Raw genomic sequence first — 21,904 nt, forward strand, 5'->3', positions numbered from 1 at the left:
GGCAGTGCGCTTTGCAGCTTAAACCGCAGAGGGCAGACCTTTACTTAACCGGCATGCCCGGTACAGCACCGCTATCAACGGACAACACGAACAGATCTTTACCGCCCGGACCCGCTGACAGCACCATACCTTCGGAGATGCCGAAGCGCATTTTACGCGGCGCCAGGTTGGCCACGATGATGGTCATTTTACCGACCAGCACAGAGGGATCAGGATAAGCGGCGCGGATGCCCGAGAAAATCTGACGCTTTTCACCGCCCAGGTCGAGTTGCAGACGCAGCAGCTTGTCTGAACCTTCCACCCGTTCCGCCTGCTCGATTAGCGCAACGCGCATATCCACTTTGGCGAAATCGTCGATGGTGATGGTGTCACCAATCGGCGCATCTGCCAGCGGACCGGTTGCGGCTGGTGCACTTGCTGCGGCAGCATCCTCTTTTGAGGCGTCAATCAGTCCCTCAACCTTCGCCATTTCAATGCGGCTGTAGAGTGCTTTGAATGGCGCAACCTGATGATCCAGCAGCGGCTGCGCAATGGCATCCCAGCTCAATTCACAGTTCAGGAAGCCCTCTGCACGGGCGCTCAGTGACGGCAGCACCGGCTTCAGCCAGGTCATCAGAATGCGGAACAGGTTAATGCCCATTGAGCAGATGGCCTGCAGATCGGCATCACGGCCTTCCTGCTTCGCGACCACCCACGGAGCCTGCTCATCGACATAACGGTTCGCCAGGTCGGCCAGCGCCATAATTTCACGGATAGCACGGCTGTATTCGCGCGCAGCCCAGGCATCACCAATCTTCTCTGACGCATCAACGAAGGTCTGATAGAGCGCCGGATCGGCCAGTTCTGCCGCCAGTTTGCCGTCAAAGCGTTTGGTAATGAAGCCTGCGTTACGTGACGCCAGGTTAACCACTTTGTTGACGATGTCGGCATTTACGCGCTGGACGAAATCTTCCAGATTCAGGTCGATGTCGTCGATACGTGAAGAGAGTTTCGCCGCGTAGTAGTAACGCAGGCTGTCGGCATCCAGATGTTGCAGCCAGGTGCTGGCTTTGATAAAGGTGCCGCGCGACTTCGACATCTTGGCACCGTTAACGGTGACATAGCCGTGTACAAACAGATTGTTCGGCTTGCGGAAGTTGCTGCCTTCCAGCATCGCTGGCCAGAACAGGCTATGGAAATAGACGATATCTTTACCGATGAAATGATACAGCTCGGTGGTGGAGTCTTTACGCCAGAATTCGTCGAAGTCGATGTCGCCGCGCTTGTCGCACAGGTTCTTGAACGAGCCCATGTAGCCGATAGGCGCATCCAGCCAGACGTAGAAGTATTTGCCTGGCGCATCCGGAATTTCAAAGCCGAAGTAAGGCGCATCGCGTGAGATATCCCACTGCTGCAGGCCTGACTCAAACCACTCCTGCATTTTGTTCGCCACCTGATCCTGCAGCGCACCGGAGCGGGTCCACGCCTGCAGCATGGCGCTGAAGGACGGCAGATCAAAGAAGAAGTGCTCAGAGTCGCGCAGAACTGGCGTCGCACCAGAAACCACAGACTTAGGATCGATCAGCTCGGTCGGGCTGTAGGTCGCGCTGCAGACTTCACAGTTGTCGCCGTATTGATCAGGTGACTTACATTTCGGGCAGGTGCCTTTCACAAAACGGTCCGGCAGGAACATCCCTTTTTCCGGATCGTAAAGCTGGGAAATGGTGCGGTTTTTAATAAAACCGTTCTCTTTCAGGCGGCCGTAAATCAGCGCAGACAGCTCGCGGTTTTCATCGCCGTGAGTGGAGTGATAATTGTCATAGCTGACGTTGAAACCGGCAAAGTCGGCTTCATGCTCGCTTTTCATTTCTGCAATCATCTGCTCCGGCGCAATGCCCAGCTGCTGAGCTTTCAGCATGATAGGCGTGCCGTGCGCATCATCGGCGCAAATGAAATAAACCTGATTGCCACGCATTCGTTGATAACGCACCCAAATATCTGCCTGGATATGCTCGAGCATGTGGCCGAGATGGATTGATCCGTTCGCGTAAGGCAGTGCGCACGTTACCAGAATTTTTTTAGCGACTTGAGTCATAGTTTGCGTAGCTTTCTGTTGATTGAAAAAACGGGCTTAGATGGTAACTGATGGCTTCTCCTGCGTAAACATAAGGGATTCACCCCGTCAGTCGCCGCAGATCCACGAGCATCTGATATCATTGACAATACATCGCTGAAACACAGCGTAAGCACAGCAGAAATAAGGAGCAGGGGATGACAGTACAATCCCGGGAACCGCATACGCCAGAGGGCCTGCGCGCCATCGTAGCGGGCGTATTGAGAAGCTTTGAGCATCCGACCCTTAAACAGAATCTCACCTCGCTGAAAGCGCTGCACCACGTGGCGCAGCTGGATGGAACGCTGCATGTTGAACTGCTGATGCCGTTTGCGTGGGCCAGCGGGTTCGATGCCCTGAAAGAGCAGGTCAGCGCCGACCTGCTGCGTCAGACCGGCGCACGCGCCATCGACTGGCGGCTCAGCCACGATATCGCCACCCTGAAGCGGGTGAAAAACCAGCCGGGCGTTAACGGGGTTAAAAACATTATTGCGGTCAGCTCCGGCAAAGGCGGCGTGGGTAAATCCAGCACCGCCGTAAATATGGCACTGGCGCTGGCAGCTGAGGGCGCGCGCGTCGGCATTCTTGACGCGGATATCTACGGCCCGTCTGTGCCGAACATGCTTGGGACTCAGGACCAGCGGCCAACCTCGCCGGATGGGACCCATATGGCGCCGATCATGGCACATGGGCTGGCCACCAACTCCATTGGTTATCTGGTCACGGATGACAATGCGATGGTGTGGCGCGGACCCATGGCCAGTAAAGCGCTTATGCAGTTGCTGAATGAGACTCTGTGGCCTGAGCTGGATTATCTGGTGCTGGATATGCCGCCCGGCACGGGCGACATTCAGCTGACGCTGGCGCAGAACGTGCCGGTAACCGGTGCGCTGGTGGTCACGACGCCGCAGGATATCGCCCTGATTGATGCCCGCAAAGGACTGGTCATGTTTGAAAAGGTCAATGTGCCGGTGCTGGGCGTGGTAGAGAATATGAGCCTGCATGTCTGCAGCCAGTGTGGCTTCCACGAGCCGATTTTCGGCACCGGCGGCGCGCAGAAACTGGTGGAGGATTACCAGACGCAACTGCTGGCCCAGTTGCCACTGCACATTGACCTGCGCGAAGATCTTGATGAAGGTGAACCGACAGTGATTCGCCGGCCCGATAGCGAGTTTACCACGCTGTATCGCCAGTTGGCCGGACGCGTCGCGGCCCAGCTTTACTGGCAGGGCGAGGTCATCCCTGGCGATATCGCCTTCCGCGCGCTTTAAGCCCGACCCGACCCGCTGGCGTATTGTGAGGCCAGCGGGTAGTGCATCAGCACATAACCGCCGTGCTCGCCTTCGCCCTGTGAAATCATCTTCCAGCCATGCTTCAGATAAAATGCCTGCGCCGCTTTGTTCTTCTGCAGGCACTTAAGCGCGCCGGTTGAGGTAAAACGCGCCTCTACCGCCTCCAGCAACGCGCTGCCCACGCCGCGCCCCTGCCAGTCTGGATCGACATAGAGACTGTGCAGGAAGTTGTCGTTCTCCAGCAGACCTGCAAAGCCGACCCGATGGCCATCAGCCTCCGCAACCAGGACGGTCTCCCCCAGAATAACGCCATCAAAATCTTCCAGTTGCCACTCGCTGCCCTCCAGCCAGCGCCAGTTATGTCGTCGCGCTGCCAGAAACAGCGTACGCAGGAAAGGACGGTCGGCTTCAGTAAACGGACGAATCTCCACGGGTCAGCTCCTTATCATCTGGTCTTACAAAACTAGCAGTGATTAGCGGAGACGTGCCTAAAAGATCGCGTAAAAGATAAAGCGGGTTAAATGTCACGTAAATCGCTGTACACTGCCTGCCGGGCCAGAGAGCATCAGGCTCTCAGCGTTTGATAGCTTTCGTTTATCAGATTGATAACGTCCGCATATTAGATGTTGGCCCGAAAATTATGTAACCTGCATCACATATTTTAACGGAGGCCACCAGATGTCTATTATCAATACCAAAATTAAGCCGTTCAAAAACGCAGCATTCAAAAACGGCGAATTCATCGACGTAACCGAGAAAGACGTTGAAGGTAAATGGAGTGTGTTCTTCTTCTATCCAGCTGACTTCACCTTCGTCTGCCCGACCGAACTGGGCGACGTAGCTGACCATTACGAAGAGTTCCAGAAACTGGGCGTAGACATCTACTCCGTTTCTACCGACACCCACTTTACCCACAAAGCCTGGCACGGTTCTTCAGACACCATCGCGAAGATCAAATACACAATGATCGGTGACCCGACTGGCGCGCTGACCCGTAACTTCGAAATCATGCGTGAAGACGAAGGTCTGGCTGACCGTGGTACTTTCATCGTTGACCCGCAAGGCGTAATCCAGGCAATCGAAATCACCGCTGAAGGCATTGGCCGTGACGCCTCTGACCTGCTGCGTAAAGTGAAAGCGGCTCAGTACGTGGCTTCTCACCCAGGTGAAGTGTGCCCGGCTAAATGGAAAGAAGGTGATGCAACACTGGCTCCGTCTCTGGACCTGGTTGGCAAAATCTAATCCCGCTTTGCTCTTTCGATCATTCTCCAATCGGGTGCTGCGGCACCCGATTTTTTGACCAGGATATCACTATGCTCGACACAAATTTGAAAACCCAGCTCAAGGCCTACCTTGAGAAATTAACCAGACCTGTTGAGTTGATTGCCACCCTGGATGAGGGTGCAAAATCAACCGAGATCCGTGAACTGTTGGTTGATATCGCCGGCTTGTCTGACAAAGTCAGCTTCCGCGAAGAGAACGATCGTCAGGTGCGTAAGCCCTCATTTCTGATCACCAACCCAGGTTCGAACAGCGGCCCGCGTTTTGCCGGTTCACCTCTGGGTCACGAATTTACCTCACTGGTGCTGGCACTGTTACAGACCGGTGGGCATCCGTCTAAAGAAGCACAGAGCCTGCTGGACCAGATCGCCGCGCTGGACAGCGACTTCCATTTCGAAACCTATTATTCACTCTCATGCCATAACTGCCCGGACGTCGTCCAGGCGCTGAACCTGATGGCGGTGATTAACCCGCGCATCAGCCACACTGCTATCGACGGTGGCCTGTTCCAGAACGAGATTCAGGAACGCAACGTGATGGGCGTGCCAGCGGTTTACCTGAATGGTAAAGAGTTTGGTCAGGGCCGCATGAGCCTGGCGGAAATCGTCAGCAAAGTAGATACCAACGCGGATAAACGTGCAGCGGAAGAGCTGAACAAGCGTGACGCCTATGAAGTCCTGATTATCGGCAGTGGCCCTGCGGGTGCAGCGGCAGCCATCTACTCAGCGCGTAAGGGTATCCGTACTGGCCTGATGGGCGAACGTTTTGGCGGCCAGGTACTGGATACGGTGGATATCGAAAACTATATCTCCGTACCGAAAACCGAAGGCGCGAAACTGGCAGGTTCACTACGCGCACACGTCGATGATTACAATGTGGATGTCATTGAAAGCCAGAGCGCCATCAAACTGATTCCGGCGGCGAAAGAGGGCGGACTGCATGCCATCGAAACCGCCTCCGGCGCAGTATTGAAGTCTCGCAGTATCATTCTGGCAACCGGCGCACGCTGGCGCAATATGGGTGTGCCGGGTGAAGAAGAGTATCGCACCAAAGGCGTCACCTACTGCCCACACTGCGATGGCCCGCTGTTTAAAGGCAAGCGCACGGCAGTGATCGGCGGCGGTAACTCCGGCGTTGAAGCAGCCATTGACCTGGCGGGTATCGTTGAACATGTTACGCTGCTGGAGTTTGCCGGTGAGATGCGTGCCGACCAGGTATTGCAGGATAAGCTGCGTAGCCTGAAGAACGTTGATGTCATTCTGAACGCGCAGACCACCGAAGTGAAAGGCGACGGCACTAAAGTGACCGGCCTGCACTATCTTGACCGTACGACGCAGACCACCCATGAGCTGCCGCTCTCTGGTATCTTCGTTCAGATCGGTCTGCTGCCAAATACCCCGTGGCTGGAAGGCGCGGTTGAGCGCAATAAAATGGGTGAGATCATCATTGATGGTAAATGCGAAACCAGCCTGAAAGGCGTGTTCGCGGCGGGCGACTGCACCACCGTGCCGTACAAGCAGATTATTATTGCCAGCGGCGAAGGCGCAAAAGCTTCACTGAGCGCTTTTGACTATCTGATTCGCACTAAATCAGCTTAATAACGTTTAGTCAGACAGACAATAGCCCTTCAGCATTCGTGCTGAGGGGCTTTTTTTAGTCTGTTAATAGCCCGCCAGCGTCATCAGCATCATCCATATCGGCGTCGTTACCGCGGCAAACACCGTAGAAAAGAGCATGCTGGCCGCCGCCGGGCCGGTAATGACATTAAACTTCTGCGACATCAGATAAACGTTTACTCCCACCGCCATTGATCCCAGCAGGACTACCACTTTACTCTCCAGCGGCGGCAGACCGGTCAGCCACGCGATAGCCCATACCGTCATCGGTTGCAGCACCAGCTTCAGCAGGCAAATGGTGTAGCTCTCTTTTAAGCCGTCCCGCACCCGATAGTGCGCCAGGCTCATGCCCAGCGTGACCAGCGACAGCGGCGCGGCCAGCGAGGCCAGCATCTTTAATGGTTCAGCGGCCAACTGCGGCAACGGGCGTTGCAGAAAACTCCAGGCTGTGCCGCTGAGAATGCCAATGATGAGCGGATTCTTCAGCACACCGATCAATGTGCGCCAAAGGCCATTCAGCGAGAAGCTGCCCTGTTTCGCCCACTCGACTGAGACGGTCAGTAAAGTCCACAGGATCAGGCTGTTAAACACCAATACCAGTGCCACCGGTGGCAGCGCTTCTGGCCCGAGTAACACGGTGGCCACCGGGATCCCCAGCATCACGTTATTAGAGAAGATACCGCCCAGGGCAAAGACTGAAGCCGCCACGCCATCCAGATCGAACAGCCTTGTTGCCAGCAGTCGCCCCACGATAAACACCAGCAGGCAACTGCCGAAGAAGGCCAGTAACAGGCGCGCATCCACCGGCGGGCTTTGTGAGAAGGTACTCATTACCCGAAACAGCATGCAGGGCAGTGCAACGTTAAACACAAAGCGGTTCATCCCTTCGCTGATGCTGGCAGGCCATTTTCCGAGGCGTGTCAGGCAGTATCCCAGTAAGATCAGGATAAATAGCGGGGCAGAAAGATAAATTTGATGGCTTAAGCTTTCAAACAGCAGTGGCATAGAGGGCGTCTGATCAGGCGATGATTAGTTACCAGACTAACAAATTGCTAACTAACTGTTAACTGGAACGGTGTCTGAACCCTCCGCCGTGAGGGCGACTAATCTAACCAGCGACGCGCCTGTTCATCGGTGATATCACGATAATAGACGCGATGGATTATTTCGTTACAGCCTGAGCAGCGTGCGGAAATATAGGTTGAAAAATAATATCTGCCACTGGGTGCGACGGCACCCTGACGTTCAATAATAATATCCTGCCATCGATGACGGTGTGGAATAAGCGCTAAAAATCGCATCATACATCCTGCATAGTATGAAGTTCCGCTTCAGGAGGTAACTAACCTCATGAAATAAAATATTTTTTACGATGATGCTGCAAGCAGGTTAATTATTATTATGCAGTCAGAGACACTGCAGGAAATATTGCCCACCAGAGTGATTAACAGGGATAACCATAAAGAGGTATCCTTTTAGCCCGCAGCATTAAGCCTTTTTTTGTGACCTCAGGCGTTGATCGGGATCATATGAATTGTTTCAGCACGGATTATTTCCCCGACAGGTGTCGCTTGCTTTCACCGTATAGCTCTCCTATGCTGCAAGCCGTAACACGACTCGGGGTGCCGCTTTCCACACGGAAAGGGCTGAGAAAAACCCGCTGACCTGAACTGGATAATGCCAGCGTAGGGAAGTCTGATGCCTGACCGCATTCGCCTTCTTGTTCGCCGGTTGGGAGCTACGATGACACATCAATCTCAACACCTTTCTGCCGCGCACTTCGCGCCCATCCTGCACACTTTCCGCCGTCAGTCACCGCTGGTGCACTGCATGACCAATGACGTGGTTCAGAACTTCACCGCCAATGTACTGCTGGCACTTAATGCCTCACCGGCGATGGTGATCGATCCGGAAGAAGCCGCAGAGTTCAGTGAATTGGCCGATGCGCTGCTGATTAATGTGGGCACGTTAACCCGCGAACGGCAGCAGGCGATGCAGGCTGCCATCACTGCCGCTAATCTGGCGGGCACACCCTGGACACTCGATCCGGTTGCGGTCGGCGCGCTGACGCTGCGCAGTGACTTCTGTCAGCAGTTATTGAGTCAGCAACCGGCGGTGATCCGCGGCAATGCATCAGAGATTCTGGCGCTGGCACAGCAGGCCAGTGGCGGGCGGGGCGTTGATACACTGCATCAGGCGGATGCGGCAATTGATGCAGCACAGCAACTCGCTGAGACCTGGAAAACGCTGGTGATCGTCACCGGTGAAGTGGACTACGCCACGGATGGTCAGCGGATCCTCGCCATAAGCGGTGGCAGCCCGTTAATGACACGGGTGGTGGGCACCGGCTGTGCACTTTCCGCCGTGGTAGCGGGCTTCAGCAGTCTGCCTGGTGATCGTTTAATGAATGTCGCGGCCGCCTGTCAGGTCATGGCCCTGGCGGGGGAAAAGGCAGCGGCGCAGGCTGTCGGGCCGGGCAGTTTTGCCACCGCGTTTATTGATGCCCTCTGGACGCTGGAGGTCGGCAATGAAGCGCATTAATGCCCTGACGATTGCCGGTACCGATCCCAGCGGCGGGGCAGGCATTCAGGCCGATCTGAAAACCTTCTCGGCTCTGGGCGCCTATGGCACCAGCGTCATAACCGCGCTGGTGGCACAAAACACGCAAGGCGTGCAGTCTGTTTACCGGATTGCACCTGACTTTGTTGCCGCCCAGCTCGATTCGGTGCTGAGTGATGTGCGCATCGACAGCGCAAAAATTGGCATGCTGTCAGAAACGGCTATCGTAGAGCAGGTTGCTGCCCGGCTGAGAAAGGCTGATATCCCGTTTGTGGTACTGGATACCGTGATGGTCGCAAAAAGTGGCGATGCGCTGCTCTCGCCAGACGCCGTGGCCAGCGTACGTGAGCTGTTATTGCCGCAGGTCTCGTTGATCACACCGAATCTGCCGGAAGCGGCGGCGTTGCTCAACTGTGCTGTCGCCAGCGATGAGGCGGAGATGCGCGAGCAGGGACGGGCATTGCTGGCGCTGGGCTGTCAGGCTGTGCTGATGAAAGGCGGACATCTTACGGCGGCAGAGAGCCCGGACTGGCTGATCACGCATTCCACTGAGCAGCGATTCAGCACGTCTCGCGTCAACACCTGTCACACCCATGGCACCGGCTGCACGCTGTCGGCCGCCTTAGCCGCGTTGCGTCCGCGTCATGCTGACTGGGCAGAGACGATTGGGGAAGCCAAAAACTGGTTACAACAGGCGTTGTTAATGGCAGATACGCTGGAGGTCGGGAAGGGCATCGGGCCGGTTCACCATTTTCATCAATGGTGGTGACGGCGAAGACCCGCACCGGCCTGACATTCAGGCGGTGCGGGTGATGAGCGATTAGGGTGCTTCAAACCAGGCGCTGTTACGCTCGGCAATGGGAGTGATTGAGAAGATCATCTCCTGCAGGTGGCGACGCATCGCCGCTTCGGCGGCATTGTCGTCATGGCCCTTGAGCGCGGCAAAAATCTCTTCATGCTGCTCAATCAGCTTTTCTGGCGGCGAGACTTCACTCAGCGTCAGAAAGCGCACGCGGTCCATTGCCGCTTTGATGTTCTCCACCGTCTCCCAGGCCAGCTTGCAGTCGATACTTTCAGCGATCAGGCGATGAAACTCATCGTCCAGCGTAAGAAAAGCCTGGCTGTCATGGCGCTCAGCAGCCATGCGCTGCAGCTGCAGGTTATGTTCCAGCGCCATCAGCGACGAATCGTCTATCTCCAGCGCCGCGCGACGAACCACCGAGACTTCCACCGCCTCACGGATAAAGCGACCATCTGCTACCCGCTTAGCGGAGATTTTGCGCACAAAAGTACCGCGCTGCGGCAATACCTGTACCAGTCCGGCTTCAGCCAGCTTGATGAACGCTTCGCGCACCGGCTGGCGTGAGACGTTGAAGCGCGCAGACACTTCCTTTTCAGAAAGTAGCGAGCCTGGCTGAATTGCGCAGGTGACAATATCTTTGCGCAGATACCGGTAAATCTGCTGATTTACCGGTTCGCTGGTCGTAATGGTATAGGCGATCGACATGCAGCAATATCCATATTACGGCTGGCAAAAGCCAGCGCGATGGGAAAGTGCCAGTCTAATCAGCGCGCTGCGTCTGCGCCAGCCCTTTTAGCTGCGGTTGAGAGACTGATGCACCGTCGCGCGCGCGCCCTGAGCGGCCAGTTTGTTATACCAGGCGGTCAGTCGGCCGACCACATCGGCATTCTGCGCCAGATCGTCGCCAAACACTTCGCGCATGGAGAGTAACGCCCGTACACGCGCTTCACCCTCTTCGCTGCTGGCGACGCATTCTGCCAGTTGCGCTTTCATCGGATCACGAATCTCAATCGGCTGACCCTTCTCATCAATGCCGCCGACATAGCGCATCCAGCCCGCCACGCCCAGCAACAGCAGGTCGCAGTCGCTGCCGCGCTGCAGGTGCCAGCGCAGGCTATCAAGCATGCGTTGTGGCAGCTTCTGGGTGCCGTCAGTGGCAATCTGTCCGGTGCGATGTTTAATCGCACGGTTTTCATAACGGGCAATCAGCGAATCGGCGTATGCATTGAGATCCACGCCCTGAGTGCGCAGCGTCGGGGCTTGCTCATCCACCATCAGTGAACGGGCGGCGGCGCGGAAATGAGGATCGGCCATGCAGTCGCTGATGTACTCATAACCGGCCAGGAAGCCAAGATAGGCCAGGAAAGAGTGGCTGCCATTCAACATCCGCAGTTTCATCTCTTCATAGGGCAGGACATCGCTGACCAGCTCTGCGCCTGCTTTTTCCCACGCCGGACGACCATTAACGAAGTTATCTTCGATCACCCACTGGAAGAAGGGTTCCGCTTCAACCGCAACGGGATCGCTGCAACCCAGGCGCGCGTTCAGCGCGGCAAATGCCGCATCGGTCATGGCCGGAACAATGCGATCCACCATGGTGGAGGGGAAGGTGATGTGCTGCTGAATGTAGTCTGCCAGCGCCGGATCCTGATACTGTGCCAGCTGCACAATCACATTACGGATGACGTGACCATTTTCCGGCATGTTGTCGCAGGACATGACGCTGAACGCAGGCAGATCCTGCTTCCGCCGGCGGCGAATCGCGGCCAGAATCAGACCCGGCAGCGAGCGAGGCGAGTCTGGATTCTGCAGATCGTGCACGATGTCAGGATGATCGGGGTTTAAATTTCCACTGGCGGGCTGATGGCAATAGCCTTTCTCGGTGACGGTCATAGAGACAATGGCCACCTCTGGCTGACTCATTGCGTTGATCACCGCCTCAATCCCATCACTTTTGCCGTGCAGCGCCTGAGTAATCACGCCAATGACCCGGGTTTGCAGTGAGTCATCGGCCATCTCTGTCAGGGTATAGAGCAGATTTTGCTCACGCAGAGCCTGAATCAGATCGCCGCTGTTGAGGTTAACTTCGCAGTAGCCCCAGTCACTGCCCTGTTCAGCCAGCTTATCGCTGCAGAGTGCCTGATGCGCGCGGTGAAACGCACCAAAACCAATATGTACCATGCGAGTCTTTAAATTGCTGCGGTCGTAAGTGGGGCGCTGGACCTCAGCGGGCAGGCGATCAATCTGTAACATACTCCGTCCTTATGGCAAACGGGGCGCATGGCGCCCCGAAATCATCGTTCTGTTAGCGGAACAACACTCAGACCGAAACCGGTTTATCCTGGGATTTCGGACTGCGAATCACGAACAGCACCAGGAAAGCCCCCAGCGCGGCGACACAACCCGCCAGTACAAAGGCGCTATCGAATTTACCGGTGTGCTGGACAATAAAGCCGGTGACGATCGGCCCGATGATGCCGGAGAGGCTACCCACCAGATGGATAAAGCCGCTGATGCTGCCGATACGACTCTTGTGTACCACATCCTGAATAATCGCCCAGTAGATCGCGCCGGTGATATAGAGAAAGAAAATCGACACCGACATCATCATAACGGCGGGAACCACTTCTTTTATCGTACCCGCCAGTGCCACACAAATTGCGGCTGCCAGCAGTGAGACCACCAGCACAATTTTACGGGACAACAACAGTTTGCCGGTGATATTGAAGATTTTATCGGAGATCCAGCCACCCAGCGCCAGACCAACGAATCCGACTATCCACGGGATCATGGTGGTGATGCTCATGGATTTGATATCCAGGCCGTGCGCCTGCACCAGATAGGCCGGGAACCAGCTCAGGAAGAAGAACAGGATGTAGTTGTAGCAGAAGAAGGCAAACGCCGTGACCAGGATAATCGGCTGGCGCAGGTAGTAGCCAAACGGATGCGGCGTTTCAGCCAGGTCAACCTCATCATTCGGATTGGTGGCTTTCAGGCGATCAATCAGCAGACGCTCTTTTTCGGTGACAATTTTGCTTTTTGCCGGGTTATCAGCGGCAAAGAAGAGCCAGAACGCCATCCAGACCAGACCGATACAGCAGACGATCACAAACGCCGGACGCCAGCCATAGGCCAGAGCAAGATAGCCAATGATCGGGCCGGCGACGGCGCCACCCAAAGGTGAGCCGGCACTCAGTAAGCCCATCGCTGTTGCGGCCTGTTTTTTCGGGAACCAGCCGTTAATGGCTTTGTTGGCTGAGGAGCAGATTGGGCCTTCCGCCATGCCGAATAGCACACGCAGAATCAGCAGCGACCAGAAGCCGGTCGCCAGTGCGGTCATGCCGCAGAAAATGGACCAGGCACCCACCGCCACGGCCAGCACGATTTTTGGGCCAAAGCGGTCAGTGGCGAGGCCGCCGACAAAGTTAAACAGGGCATAGCCGAAAAAGAAGCTGCCGAATATCATGCCGAACTGCTCAGCATTGATCGCCAGATCTTTCTCCACCAGCGGCACCGTCAGTGAGAGGGCAACACGATCGAGGTAGTTGATCATGTAAACCAGGAAGAGCAGCAAAACGAGGGTCCAGCGCAGATTCTTGAACATACAAACTCCGTGATCTGTTTTCTTTTTTAATCAGGCCGGCGGGTACGCACCGGCGAAGGAGACCTGGTGTTCAGCGGGAGTTAACCCATTTGCAGGATCACTTTGCAGCAGGTGCGCGGATCTTTTTCGAACAGGCTCATCGCGCGTTCAATCTCCTGCAGCGGGAAGTAGTGCGTCACGAGTTTCTCTGGCTGGATCAAGCCTTTTTCCATCCACGCGATCACCTGTGGAAAGCGGTTGCTGTTGAGACGCGAGGTAAACAGCGACAGCTCTTTGCTGGTCAGGCTCTGCTGAGTAATGCTGCACGGTTCGCCGGAGAAGCCCAGCAGACCGATACGCGCGGCCGGTGAGGCGAGCGCGGCGGCTTCTGCCAGAATAGCGGGATGGCAGGCGGCGTCGATAATCAGCGTGGGCTGGACGCCCTCAAGCTGTGCTGCCAGTGGGATTTCGCTGTTATCGAACAGCTGATCGGCACCACTCTCTTCAGCCAGCGCCAGGCGTTCCGGCAGACGATCCACCACCATCACTTTTTTCACTTTATAGACGTTTTTCAGTACCTGAATCGCGGTAAGCCCCATTGGTCCGGCGCCATAAATCAGGGCGACATCGTCTGGCTGCGGCTTAAGAAACGCCGTGATGTTGGCTGCGATGGTAAAGGGCTCAACCAGGCTGGCAAGCTTGTCGGGGATGGCGTCCGGCAACTCCCAGGCATTTTTTGCCGGGGCCAGCGCATAGTCGCTGAAGCCGCCGTCGCGATGCACGCCAATCACCTGCAGTGTGGTACAGACATTGGGGCGGCCTACTGAGCAGGGATAGCAGCTGCCGCAGCTCACCACCGGATCGACCGCCACGCGCTGACCCAGTCGGGCCGCATCGACTCCCGCACCTACCGCATCGATCACACCAAAAAATTCGTGACCAATAACCCGAGGATATTTCGCGAACGGGTTATGGCCGTGCCAGATATGCACATCCGAACCGCAGATACTGGCATAGGCCACTTTGACCCGGACTTCACCTGCCGCCGGTTGTGGCAGTGGACGTTCAGCTATCACCAGTTCGCCTGGCTGTTCAATAACAACACTTTTCATGAGTTTCTCCTTACCAGTTCCACAGGGTGCCATCTTCAAGACGGGCGACCGGCAGATAGGCAGGTTCATAGGGATATTTCGCAGCCAGTTTCTCGTTGAACTCTATGCCAAGGCCCGGTTTGTCGCCGGGATGCATATAGCCCTGATCAAAGGTCCAGTTTGCGTCAAATAGCTCCATCATCTGTTCAGAGAAGCCCATGTACTCCTGCACGCCGAAGTTCGGCACCCAGAGGTCAAAGTGCAGTGCCGCCGCCATGCAAATCGGGGAGAGATCTGAAGGACCGTGGGAGCCGGTGCGCACCTGATAGAGCGAGGCAAAATCAGCGATACGTCGCATACCGCTAATGCCGCCCGCATGTGTGATGGTGGTGCGGATGTAGTCGATCAGCTGCTCTTCAATCAGCTGCTTACAATCCCAGATGCTGTTAAACACTTCGCCCACCGCAATCGGCGTGACGGTGTGCTGGCGGATCAGACGGAAGCATTCCTGGTTTTCGGCGGGTGTCGGATCTTCCATCCAGAACAGGCGATAATCTTCCACGCTCTTGCCAAAACGCGCGGCTTCAATCGGTGTCAGGCGATGGTGCATGTCATGCAGCAGATGCTCATCGAAACCAAATTTGTCGCGGATAGCCGCAAAGAGTTTCGGCGTGAAATCGAGGTATTTCTCGGTTGACCAGAACTGCTCTTCCGGCCAGTGACCTTTGGTTGCCGGCTCGTAAGCCTGGCCTTTGCCTTTCGCCATCCCATAGGTGGTTTTCATGCCCGGCACGCCGCACTGGGCGCGAATCGCTTTGAAGCCCAGCTCTTTGTGTTTCGCGTAGTCATCCATCACTTCATCAATGGAATGGCCAGTGGTGTGGCAATAGACCATAACGCCAGTGCGTGAGGCACCACCCAGCAACTGGTAAAGCGGCATATTGGCGGCTTTACCTTTGATATCCCACAGTGCCATATCGACCGCAGAGATAGCGGACATGGTCACCGGACCGCGACGCCAGTAAGCGCCTTTGTAGAAATATTGCCAGATATCTTCGATCTGATGGGCATCGCGGCCAATCAGCTGCGGACAGATGTGATCTTTCAGGTAGGAGGCGACCGGTAATTCACGGCCATTCAGCGTGGCGTCGCCAATGCCGGTCAGTCCCTGATCGGTGGTGATTTTTAGAGTGACAAAGTTTCTGCCTGCGCAGGTTACAAATACTTCCGCCTTAACAATTTTCATCCTGGTGCCTTTCAGTCAGCGTTCAATGATGAAAAAGTACGCACTTTAATACTACCATACAAGTTGGTCTGACAGAGTTGTGAACCCAGTCACAGAGTGTTTTCAGGGGTACCCAGGCGCGGCAAAAAAGGGAATGAAAGAGGTGTTTTTTACAAACAGAGATTCAGACCGGCATTAAAAGGGGGCTTTCGCCCCCTGAATCAGGCTCAGGAAAGGAGTTCACACTGTGGTGGCAGGCGACAGCTTAATGCGCCTGCCATCACCTCAATCACGAATTCCCGTCCTGAAAGCGGCTCGCCATCAAGGTTAAAGGTCATTTCATGCGGAGAACGGATGGTCAGTGACTCCAGCTGTGCGGTGACGATGCCCGGATTGTCATCGTCGCCCGTCAGTGAGTGCAACAGGGTCGGCAGCAGCTCCTGTGCGGTGACAATGCTGACGTCCAGCCGGCCATCGTTAATCAGGGCCGAAGGGCAGAGTCGCTGACCACCGCCCGCCTGACGTCCATTACCAATACCAATGACCAGCGCATCACCCTGCCAGTTGAAATCGGGACCGCTGATCTCGCAGGTATCAGGTTTCAGCGTATCCATGCGCATCAGGCCGTGAATAAAATAGGAAACACCGCCCAGTGCCGACTTTAGCTTTTCCGGGGTTTCCGTGGTGATGCGGGTGCCAAATCCACCCGTCGCCATGTTAATGAAGTAGTGATCCTGGTTCACTCTGGCCAGGTCGATGGTGCTGGCTTTGCCCTGAATCGCCAGGCGTAATGCCGGTTCCATCTCTTCCGGGATGCCCACGCTGGTGGCAAAATCATTGGCCGTTCCCAGCGGCAGGATGCCCAGCACCGGGCGATGATCGGCATTCGATGCCGCCAGCGCCGTCGCGATTTCGTTGATGGTGCCATCGCCACCACCTGCTACCACCGTCTCCGCCTGCAGCGCAATCGCCTCTTTGACGTACCTGTCGCCATCACCTTTTTCAAAAGTGACACGCACCGCAATATCGAAGCCTTCTTCACGAAGGGCAGTAATGGCTTCGCGCAGATCATCATTGCCCGCGCCTTTCCCATTCAGAATGAGTAGCGTTAGCGGTTTATTATCCATTTTGCGTTCCTTGAAGATCTACAGAGTAAGAAGGGGAATTTATAACATAGCTGCCAGCAGTAAATAATTGGCGAAAGAGAGAAAAAAGAAAACCCGCACGGGGGAGCCGGGCGGGTAAATGAGGTGGTTCCAGGTAAATCTGCCGTTTGTTGTTACTCATTAGCAGCAGGCAGGACTATAAAGCAGCGCTGAACAGGGGTCTGTGATCCTGTTCTGATTTCCTCAAAATGTTTCCGTTGGTAAACGATTATGTGGATCCCGGGTATCTTCACCATGATCGAAGTTGCGCAGCAGCAGTGCAAAACGCAGATCGACTTCCTGCGGCACCCGCAACCAGACACGATGGCCATCGCCCGGCGCAACCTCTGTGGGTTCGCCGCGCGCGTTCTGCAGCGCATCAAGCTGACAATTCAGGTTTCCTTCGGGCGTCATGATCTCCACGCTGTCGTGCAGCATAAACTTGTTCTTCACCGCCACTTCAGCCCACTCACCCCGACGCTCGCCGGTAAATTCGCCGACGAATTGCTGGCGATCGGACACGGAAAAACCCTGCTGATAATTCTGATAACTGTCATGCGTGTGGCGGCGCAGGAAGCCTTCGGTATAGCCGCGATGGGCCAGACCTTCCAGCGTTAACAGCAGTGACGGATCAAACGGCTTCCCGGCAGCGGCATCATCAATCGCCCGGCGATACACCTGGGCGGTGCGGGCGCAGTAGTAATAGGACTTGGTACGCCCCTCGATTTTCAGCGAATGAACGCCCATCTCGCTGAGCCGTTCAACATGCGCGACCGCGCGCAGATCCCGCGAGTTCATGATATAGGTGCCATGCTCATCTTCGAACGCGCTCATCACGTCGCCAGGTTTCATCTTCTCTTCCAGCAGAAACACCTTGTCGGTAGGCTGACCGATGCCCAGCACAGGCGTGACATCCTGCACTGCGACAGGCGTGTGAATACCGACGATATTCCCCACCTCATCCTGCTGGCCTTCCTGCACTTTATATTCCCAGCGGCAGGCATTGGTGCAGGTGCCCTGATTCGGGTCGCGCTTGTTCATATAGCCTGACAGCAGGCAGCGACCGGAATAGGCCATACAGAGCGCGCCATGAACGAAGACTTCCAGCTCCATCTCCGGCACCTGCTGGCGGATCTCGCCAATCTCCTCCAGCGATAACTCGCGTGACAGGATTACCCGGCTCAGCCCCATCTGCTGCCAGAATTTTACCGTGGCCCAGTTGACCGCATTGGCCTGCACCGACAGGTGAATCGGCATCGTCGGAAAAGCCTCGCGCACCAGCATGATAAGACCGGGATCGGACATGATCAGCGCGTCAGGCTGCATCTCCACCACCGGCGTCAGGTCGCGAATAAAGGTTTTCAGCTTGGCGTTATGCGGTGCAATGTTCACCACCACATAGAATTTTTTGCCCAGCGCGTGCGCTTCATTGATGCCCAGCGCAAGATTTTCGTGAGTAAATTCGTTATTGCGCACCCGCAGGCTATAGCGCGGCTGGCCGGCATAGACGGCATCGGCCCCATAAGCAAAGGCGTAACGCATGTTTTTTAGCGTGCCAGCAGGGGAAAGCAGTTCGGGTTTCATGATCTTCTCACTGATGTCAGGTCAGTATGTCGCTTCAGGCGACAGGTGCAGGACCATTAAGCCCTGCAAAGGGTGCGGAATTGTAGGCAGTGAGAAAAGGGAAGTAAATTGATCGGGATCAAACTAGATCAAATGACAGGCATCGGCTTCCCAGCGATAGCCCATCCCGTAAACGGCGCGGATAAAAGGTTGCTCACTGTCGAGGTTCTCCAGCTTCCGCCGCAGATTCTTGATATGGCTGTCGATGGTGCGATCCGTGACCACGCGGTAGTCATCATAAAGATGGTTGAGCAGCTGTTCACGTGAAAAGACCTTGCCCGGTTCCAGCGACAACGTTTTCAGCAGGCGGAATTCCGCCGGAGTTAGATCCAGTGGCTTTTCGCGCCAGCTGGCGAAGAAGCGGCTTTCGTCGACCCGCAGCAACGAGGCGCTTTGCGGCTCTTCCGCTGAACGCCTGACCCGGCGCAGAATCGTTTTGACCCGTGCGACCACTTCACGCGGACTGAAGGGTTTGCAGATGTAGTCATCCGCGCCCAGCTCTAATCCCAGCAGCCGATCGATCTCCTCGGTACGCGCGGTGACCATAATAATCGGCAGCTCGGAATGACGACGGATTTCACGGCAAAGCGTTAAGCCATCGGTGCCGGGCAGCATTAAATCCAGCAGCATCAGGTCGGGTGGCGTCTGACGCACATACTCCAGCACCGCGTTGCCGTCGGCGATGTGATGGGTACGGTAGTTTGAGGCGTGCAGATAATCGATCATCAGCTGCGCCAGTTTCGGCTCATCTTCGACCACCAGAATCAGCGGGTCGTGGTTTTCCTGGCTCATAAGCGTTTACACAAGGGGAACATAGCGCAAGTGTAGCGCGATTTTCAGTCCACCTAAATCAGAGTGCGACGCATGAATATCGCCACCATGTGCATCAGCGATATTTTTACAGATGGCCAGTCCCAGACCCGAGCCGCCGCTGGCGCGGTTGCGCGAGCCTTCGGTGCGGAAGAAACGCTCAAAAATCTGCACCTGATGTTCTTTATCCACGCCAGGTGCGCTGTCATCAAAATCGATGCACCAGTGGGGCGCTTCATACTTCAGTGTCACTTCAACGCGGCCACCGCTGTCGGTGTAGCGCAGGCTGTTCTCAAGAAGGTTGGTGAATAACTGCATCAGCCGGTCGGGATCGCCAAAGAACGGGGCGTTTTCGGGCAGATTCAGTTTCAGCGTCAGGCCGTGTGCGCGATAGCGTTCGGCAAAGCTGCCCGCCGTCACCTCCAGCAACTGAACCAGATCGGTGGCCTGTTTGCGGTAGGCAAGGGCACCCTCATCCGACAGCGACAGCTGGTGCAGATCGTCCACCAGTTTGGTCAGCACCACCACCTCGCTCTGCAGCGAGGCGATCGCTTCCGGCGTCAGTTTGCGCACCCCATCCTGCATCGCTTCCAGTTCACCGCGCAGGATCGCCAGCGGCGTGCGCAGCTCATGGGAGATGTCGGCCATAAAAGCGCGCCGCATGCTCTCGTTTTTCTCCAGCGAGCTGGCAAGCAGGTTAAAGTCACCGGCCAGCTGGCCCAGCTCATCCCGGCTGCTGACCTCCACGCGGGTAGCAAAATTACCGGCCGCCAGATGATGGGTGCCGTCGACCAGTCGCTTGACCGGCGCCAGCAGACCGCGCGCCATCAGCCACGTCGCCAGTGCCGCCAGCAGCGTTGAAAGCCCCACGATAATCCAGCTGGTGCGCCGCTGCTGTTGATCAAAGTTAATATCGGTGCTGCGCGTCAGCCGCTCCGGCGGCGAGCCGATCACCCAGCCGACCACTTTATTGTTGCTGGTGGTGATGTTGCGTCGTGTGCCTTCGGGTGGCACCGGCGATTTTGGTCCGGCCAGCACTTTATACTGCTGGTCGAGGATCCAGAACTGGGTCCGCCAGCCGTGCGGCGGTAGCTGGCTGTTGCTGTCGGGATTCTGCTCCAGCGAGCGCAGCATGGTAAAGACCAGCCGATCGTTATGGCGCAAGAAATCCCAGTTGCCGTGCTGCTCATACTGATCGGCGAGGGCATCGCTGAGCAGGTTTAACCGCTGCTCGTTGCCGCGTTTAATGTAGTCGACAAAGCCGTGCTCGAAACTCATCCGAACGCCCCAGTGCATGGTGATCAGGACCAGCATGCAGGTAGCGAAAATCGCCATAAACAGTTTGGCACCGATGCCCAGTCGCAGGTTAACTCTCATTTTTCTCTCCGGCGTCGCAAATCAACGTTGGCATTCGTCTGTGGCGGAACGCGCCAGAACACCAGCGCGGGCAGAAGAATAATCAGCGACATGCAAAGGTAGGTATAAATAAACATTGAGTGATTCGCGGTGCTGTTCGCCATGTTTTCATGAGCAAATGCGCCCAGCAACAGCCCGGCGACGGTGACGCCAACACTCATCGACAGCTGCATAATCATCGACAACAGGCTGTTGCCGCTGGATGCCAGCTCATCGGGCAGCTCCTTCAGCGTCAGGGTATTCATTGAAGAGAAGCGAATGGCATTGACCATGCCCTGCAGAAACAGCACCAGCGGCAGTAGCCAGACCCAACCCATGAGCGCCACCAGGGGGAACAGCAGGACCACCAGCGCCAGCGCCACCGTCGACATCACCAGCACGTTGCGGTAGCCGTAAAGATTGACGATGCGCACCACTATGCGCTTCATCCCCATATTCCCCAGCACCATTGAAATCATCATCAGACCGGCGTGAAACGGGCTGTAGCCCATGCCAATCTGCAGAAAAATAGGGGTCATAAAGGGCAGCATGCCGCTGCCGATGCGGCCGGTAAAACTGCCCAGCAGACCAATGGCATAAACGCGGTTATCAAACAGTTTCAGGCTGAACAGCGCATTATCATTGCCGCGTGCATGTATCAGGTAGAAGAGCAGAGAGAACAGGCCAACGAGAATCATGGCACCCAGTAACAGCGGTGAGCCACCACTGCTGCGCTGGCCATCCAGCGCCAGTGTCAGGGTTGCCATGCCAGCGGCCAGCAGGATAAACCCGGCGAAATCAAAGCGCCGCGTCTGCATGCTGTAGTTGGGCATCAGCATCAGAGTGGCGATAGCGCCGGCGATGCCGACCGGAATATTGATGAGAAAGATCCAGTGCCAGCTGGCGTACTCTACTAACACACCGCCCAGTGCCGGACCCAGCAGCGGGCCAATCTGGCCGGGCAGGGTGACAAAGGTCATGGCGGACATATATTGCTCACGCGGCACGATTTTCATCACCGTCAGGCGACCCACGGGGACCATCATGGCGCCGCCAATCCCCTGAACCACGCGCGACAGCACCAGCTGATCCAGCGTGCCGGACATGGCGCACAGCAGCGAGCCGATACTGAACAGCAGAATCGCGCAGAAGAAAACGTTGCGCACGCCAAAACGATCCGCCAGCCAGCCACTGACCGGCAGCATCACCGCCACCGTCAGCACGTAATAGACGATCACCGAGTGCATGTGCAGCGGACTGACTCCCAGATCGTGCGCCATCGATGGGATCGCGGTATTGACGATGGTGGTATCCAGCGTCTGCATAAAGAAGCCGATGGCAACGATCCACAGTTGCCAGCGGACGTTAGTGCTTTGCGTAGTCATCGATC

19 protein-coding genes and 1 riboswitch are annotated in these 21,904 nt (G+C 56.1%); of the genes, 5 read left to right on the plus strand and 14 right to left on the minus strand.

Annotated elements, in window-relative coordinates; translation table 11 throughout:
* Positions 1 to 40: 40 nt before the first annotated feature.
* Entirely contained in the window at positions 41 to 2,074 is a 2,034-nt protein-coding gene (metG, locus tag EE896_RS06590) for a methionine--tRNA ligase (protein ID WP_008926104.1), read from the minus strand.
* Between the two features lie 176 nt (positions 2,075 to 2,250).
* Here metG and apbC point away from each other — a divergent pair, with 176 nt between their 5' ends.
* A complete protein-coding gene (gene apbC / locus EE896_RS06595) occupies positions 2,251 to 3,363 on the plus strand; it encodes an iron-sulfur cluster carrier protein ApbC (RefSeq protein WP_004571253.1) in 1,113 nt (370 codons plus the stop codon).
* Here the strand turns inward: apbC and EE896_RS06600 are convergent.
* The gene (locus EE896_RS06600) at positions 3,360 to 3,815 is read right to left on the minus strand and encodes a GNAT family N-acetyltransferase (RefSeq protein ID WP_004571254.1); all 456 of its coding nucleotides are present in this window, start codon (positions 3,813 to 3,815) and stop codon (positions 3,360 to 3,362) included. The two genes, apbC and EE896_RS06600, sit on opposite strands and share 4 nt — an antisense overlap.
* Before the next feature lie 247 nt (positions 3,816 to 4,062).
* Here EE896_RS06600 and ahpC point away from each other — a divergent pair, with 247 nt between their 5' ends.
* Both ahpC and ahpF read left to right on the plus strand, forming a co-directional pair.
* The gene (ahpC, locus tag EE896_RS06605) at positions 4,063 to 4,626 is read left to right on the plus strand and encodes an alkyl hydroperoxide reductase subunit C (protein WP_004571255.1); all 564 of its coding nucleotides are present in this window, start codon (positions 4,063 to 4,065) and stop codon (positions 4,624 to 4,626) included.
* Between the two features lie 71 nt (positions 4,627 to 4,697).
* Positions 4,698 to 6,263 (plus strand): alkyl hydroperoxide reductase subunit F, encoded by a 1,566-nt coding sequence (gene ahpF, locus EE896_RS06610; RefSeq protein ID WP_004571256.1) that lies wholly within the window; start codon positions 4,698 to 4,700, stop codon positions 6,261 to 6,263.
* 63 nt (positions 6,264 to 6,326) lie between these two features.
* Here ahpF and EE896_RS06615 read toward each other — a convergent pair whose 3' ends face one another.
* Together EE896_RS06615 and EE896_RS22825 are read right to left on the minus strand one after the other, a co-directional pair.
* Positions 6,327 to 7,286, minus strand: a complete 960-nt coding sequence (locus EE896_RS06615; RefSeq protein ID WP_078804587.1) for an AEC family transporter — start codon at positions 7,284 to 7,286, stop codon at positions 6,327 to 6,329.
* A 98-nt stretch (positions 7,287 to 7,384) separates the two neighbouring features.
* On the minus strand, positions 7,385 to 7,582 hold the full coding sequence (locus EE896_RS22825) for a hypothetical protein (RefSeq protein ID WP_004571258.1): 198 nt from the start codon (positions 7,580 to 7,582) through the stop codon (positions 7,385 to 7,387).
* 307 nt (positions 7,583 to 7,889) lie between these two features.
* Positions 7,890 to 7,990, plus strand: a riboswitch (TPP riboswitch).
* Between the two features lie 34 nt (positions 7,991 to 8,024).
* Here EE896_RS22825 and thiM point away from each other — a divergent pair.
* Both thiM and thiD read left to right on the plus strand, forming a co-directional pair.
* Positions 8,025 to 8,822 (plus strand): hydroxyethylthiazole kinase, encoded by a 798-nt coding sequence (gene thiM, locus EE896_RS06625; RefSeq protein ID WP_140916257.1) that lies wholly within the window; start codon positions 8,025 to 8,027, stop codon positions 8,820 to 8,822.
* Positions 8,809 to 9,609, plus strand: coding sequence for a bifunctional hydroxymethylpyrimidine kinase/phosphomethylpyrimidine kinase (thiD, locus tag EE896_RS06630; RefSeq protein WP_140916255.1), 801 nt, complete (start codon positions 8,809 to 8,811; stop codon positions 9,607 to 9,609). Before thiM ends, thiD begins: the two co-directional genes overlap by 14 nt.
* Before the next feature lie 51 nt (positions 9,610 to 9,660).
* Here the strand turns inward: thiD and EE896_RS06635 are convergent, their stop codons facing one another.
* From EE896_RS06635 to mdtD, 10 genes are all read right to left on the minus strand, one after another.
* Positions 9,661 to 10,347, minus strand: coding sequence for a GntR family transcriptional regulator (locus EE896_RS06635; protein WP_004571261.1), 687 nt, complete (start codon positions 10,345 to 10,347; stop codon positions 9,661 to 9,663).
* An 87-nt stretch (positions 10,348 to 10,434) separates the two neighbouring features.
* Complete coding sequence (locus EE896_RS06640) at positions 10,435 to 11,895, minus strand: mannitol dehydrogenase family protein (protein WP_140916253.1); 1,461 nt, start codon at positions 11,893 to 11,895, stop codon at positions 10,435 to 10,437.
* Between the two features lie 67 nt (positions 11,896 to 11,962).
* Positions 11,963 to 13,246, minus strand: coding sequence for an MFS transporter (locus tag EE896_RS06645; protein ID WP_004571263.1), 1,284 nt, complete (start codon positions 13,244 to 13,246; stop codon positions 11,963 to 11,965).
* 80 nt (positions 13,247 to 13,326) lie between these two features.
* Positions 13,327 to 14,337: a Zn-dependent oxidoreductase gene (locus tag EE896_RS06650; protein ID WP_039659783.1), complete on the minus strand. Its 1,011-nt coding sequence runs from the start codon at positions 14,335 to 14,337 to the stop codon at positions 13,327 to 13,329.
* 10 nt (positions 14,338 to 14,347) lie between these two features.
* A complete protein-coding gene (gene manD, locus EE896_RS06655) occupies positions 14,348 to 15,562 on the minus strand; it encodes a D-mannonate dehydratase ManD (protein WP_140916248.1) in 1,215 nt (404 codons plus the stop codon).
* Positions 15,563 to 15,768: 206 nt separating this feature from the next.
* On the minus strand, positions 15,769 to 16,668 hold the full coding sequence (gene yegS, locus EE896_RS06660) for a lipid kinase YegS (protein ID WP_004571266.1): 900 nt from the start codon (positions 16,666 to 16,668) through the stop codon (positions 15,769 to 15,771).
* A gap of 222 nt (positions 16,669 to 16,890) precedes the next feature.
* On the minus strand, positions 16,891 to 18,273 hold the full coding sequence (gene trhP / locus EE896_RS06665; RefSeq protein ID WP_140916246.1) for a prephenate-dependent tRNA uridine(34) hydroxylase TrhP: 1,383 nt from the start codon (positions 18,271 to 18,273) through the stop codon (positions 16,891 to 16,893).
* A gap of 120 nt (positions 18,274 to 18,393) precedes the next feature.
* A complete protein-coding gene (gene baeR / locus EE896_RS06670) occupies positions 18,394 to 19,101 on the minus strand; it encodes an envelope stress response regulator BaeR (RefSeq protein ID WP_004571268.1) in 708 nt (235 codons plus the stop codon).
* A 6-nt stretch (positions 19,102 to 19,107) separates the two neighbouring features.
* Entirely contained in the window at positions 19,108 to 20,496 is a 1,389-nt protein-coding gene (baeS, locus tag EE896_RS06675; RefSeq protein ID WP_004571269.1) for an envelope stress sensor histidine kinase BaeS, read from the minus strand.
* Positions 20,493 to 21,899, minus strand: coding sequence for an MFS transporter (mdtD, locus tag EE896_RS06680; RefSeq protein WP_140916245.1), 1,407 nt, complete (start codon positions 21,897 to 21,899; stop codon positions 20,493 to 20,495). The genes baeS and mdtD overlap by 4 nt, the downstream gene beginning before the upstream one ends.
* Positions 21,900 to 21,904: the final 5 nt, after the last annotated feature.

It is taken from the genome of Pantoea eucalypti (assembly GCF_009646115.1).
GTDB classification, from domain to species: Bacteria; Pseudomonadota; Gammaproteobacteria; order Enterobacterales; family Enterobacteriaceae; genus Pantoea; species Pantoea eucalypti.

Coding starts and splice junctions, on each gene's coding strand:
- EE896_RS22825 (WP_004571258.1), bottom strand. CDS start 7,582: ATGCGATTTTTAGCGCTTATTCCACACCGTCATCGATGGCAGGATATT.
- thiD (WP_140916255.1), top strand. CDS start 8,809: ATGAAGCGCATTAATGCCCTGACGATTGCCGGTACCGATCCCAGCGGC.
- apbC (WP_004571253.1), top strand. CDS start 2,251: ATGACAGTACAATCCCGGGAACCGCATACGCCAGAGGGCCTGCGCGCC.
- baeS (WP_004571269.1), bottom strand. CDS start 20,496: ATGAGAGTTAACCTGCGACTGGGCATCGGTGCCAAACTGTTTATGGCG.
- thiM (WP_140916257.1), top strand. CDS start 8,025: ATGACACATCAATCTCAACACCTTTCTGCCGCGCACTTCGCGCCCATC.
- mdtD (WP_140916245.1), bottom strand. CDS start 21,899: ATGACTACGCAAAGCACTAACGTCCGCTGGCAACTGTGGATCGTTGCC.
- yegS (WP_004571266.1), bottom strand. CDS start 16,668: ATGGATAATAAACCGCTAACGCTACTCATTCTGAATGGGAAAGGCGCG.
- EE896_RS06615 (WP_078804587.1), bottom strand. CDS start 7,286: ATGCCACTGCTGTTTGAAAGCTTAAGCCATCAAATTTATCTTTCTGCC.
- ahpC (WP_004571255.1), top strand. CDS start 4,063: ATGTCTATTATCAATACCAAAATTAAGCCGTTCAAAAACGCAGCATTC.
- EE896_RS06640 (WP_140916253.1), bottom strand. CDS start 11,895: ATGTTACAGATTGATCGCCTGCCCGCTGAGGTCCAGCGCCCCACTTAC.
- EE896_RS06645 (WP_004571263.1), bottom strand. CDS start 13,246: ATGTTCAAGAATCTGCGCTGGACCCTCGTTTTGCTGCTCTTCCTGGTT.
- baeR (WP_004571268.1), bottom strand. CDS start 19,101: ATGAGCCAGGAAAACCACGACCCGCTGATTCTGGTGGTCGAAGATGAG.
- metG (WP_008926104.1), bottom strand. CDS start 2,074: ATGACTCAAGTCGCTAAAAAAATTCTGGTAACGTGCGCACTGCCTTAC.
- ahpF (WP_004571256.1), top strand. CDS start 4,698: ATGCTCGACACAAATTTGAAAACCCAGCTCAAGGCCTACCTTGAGAAA.
- manD (WP_140916248.1), bottom strand. CDS start 15,562: ATGAAAATTGTTAAGGCGGAAGTATTTGTAACCTGCGCAGGCAGAAAC.
- EE896_RS06635 (WP_004571261.1), bottom strand. CDS start 10,347: ATGTCGATCGCCTATACCATTACGACCAGCGAACCGGTAAATCAGCAG.
- EE896_RS06650 (WP_039659783.1), bottom strand. CDS start 14,337: ATGAAAAGTGTTGTTATTGAACAGCCAGGCGAACTGGTGATAGCTGAA.